2 protein-coding genes are annotated in these 1,343 nt (G+C 64.6%); one reads left to right on the top strand and one right to left on the bottom strand.

Features of this window, described 5'->3' with window-relative positions; genetic code table 11:
* Positions 1-11: 11 nt before the first annotated feature.
* Positions 12-380: a hypothetical protein gene (locus AWW66_RS32185; protein ID WP_211272175.1), complete on the bottom strand. Its 369-nt coding sequence runs from the start codon at positions 378-380 to the stop codon at positions 12-14.
* Positions 381-504: 124 nt separating this feature from the next.
* On the opposite strand from AWW66_RS32185, the gene AWW66_RS32180 reads away from it, so the two are divergent.
* Positions 505-747: a hypothetical protein gene (locus AWW66_RS32180; protein ID WP_067374604.1), complete on the top strand. Its 243-nt coding sequence runs from the start codon at positions 505-507 to the stop codon at positions 745-747.
* Positions 748-1,343 lie beyond the last annotated feature (596 nt).

The raw sequence follows: 1,343 nt of genomic DNA, 5'->3' as shown, positions 1-1,343 counted from the left end.
CGATCACCGGGCTACGCACACCGCCCCTGAACTGCCAGATCAGGTTGGAAAAGGCTCAGTGCGGGAGCATCGCTGCGCCAGCGGAGCCGAAACGCGTCTGAGGTCGGCCACACCGGCTTCCGCGTCACGTCGATCGACCCATACGTGATCGACAGATCATCAAACTTCTGATGATTGACCTCAAGGCGCTCGTCGTCGAAGTCGAACACCACCGGGCAGTCGGCAAACCAGGTGTCGTCATCGTCATCCCACACCACCCAACTGGACGTCAGCCGCCGGCCGACGAAGCCCCGCAGCCGATGCGCGTGACGACCGGCGACCTCAGCAGCGCCGTTCAGCCAGGCAGGCTGGTAGCCGGTAATACCGAAGTCGAAGGTCATCACGGGACGGTAATCCCGAGCCGGCCTGACTCGCACTCGGGTATCCGGATCTGCCGCTGATCGGGCGCATGCCAGGCGGCGCAGCCCTCCCCTGCCGATGAGGCCACCATCCGGAATCCCGCCCGTGAGCGCGATCATGGACTACGCGCGGTTGCGGTCGCATGATCTCACCGAGCGTAGTCGGCTTCTGGCCAAGGAGCCGAACAACGCCTACGAGTACGCCGCCGACCTGCGGATAGGCGAGGAGGGCGAGGAAAGGGCGTCCCGGGGATGGATACCGACGGGCGTGGGCCGGCTTGCAGTACCTGCTGGCCAGGCTGGGCCGCCGATCGACGTCATTGGCAGCGGCGGGCCGGTGACCCGCTGACCAGGCGTTTAGGCCTCCACGGAGACTGTGGGCCGTGTCCCCGGCGGAAGCCGCGCCAGCGTGCCCGGTGCGTTGACAACCTTGCGCAGCCTGTTGTCGAGGACTGATCTGTCTATCTCGGCCGTCCACCGAACTTGCCGGCGATGCCGCAGGTAAGGGTCGTCTTCGTCCGCCTGGAACCGGTAGTCTCCCACGATTACGCCTACGGCGGCGCGGCTCCGACGCATCGGTACCACGACCACATCGCCAGGTCGCATGTCGATCCTAAAGCATCGCCAGTACCTCACAAACACGGGGAACGCGCGTTCCGGCCGCTCTGGCAGCGCGGCCCTCAGCGTCCGGAGGATTGACTCGTCCCCCGGCCATACCGACACGTCGGGCATTTCCGGCCCTCCGATGGCGATCAAATCCTCTTTGAGGAAACGCTGCTCAACCGCATCGTCGTTCCACGCTCGCACTCGCCAGCTCTGCGCCTTGTCATCCGGCTTTAAGGTCGACATTAGCTCATTGTGTCTTCCCCCAGTTGGACGGCATCAGGAAGCAGATCAGGAGACGGATTTCATCGTGGCCTATCGACCGGGGCCGAACAACCTGTT

The organism is Micromonospora rosaria (assembly GCF_001567585.1).
GTDB classification, from domain to species: Bacteria; Actinomycetota; Actinomycetes; order Mycobacteriales; family Micromonosporaceae; genus Micromonospora; species Micromonospora rosaria.
The sequence above is the reverse complement of the archived record's forward strand: the minus strand, read 5'-3'. Positions and strand labels throughout refer to the sequence as shown.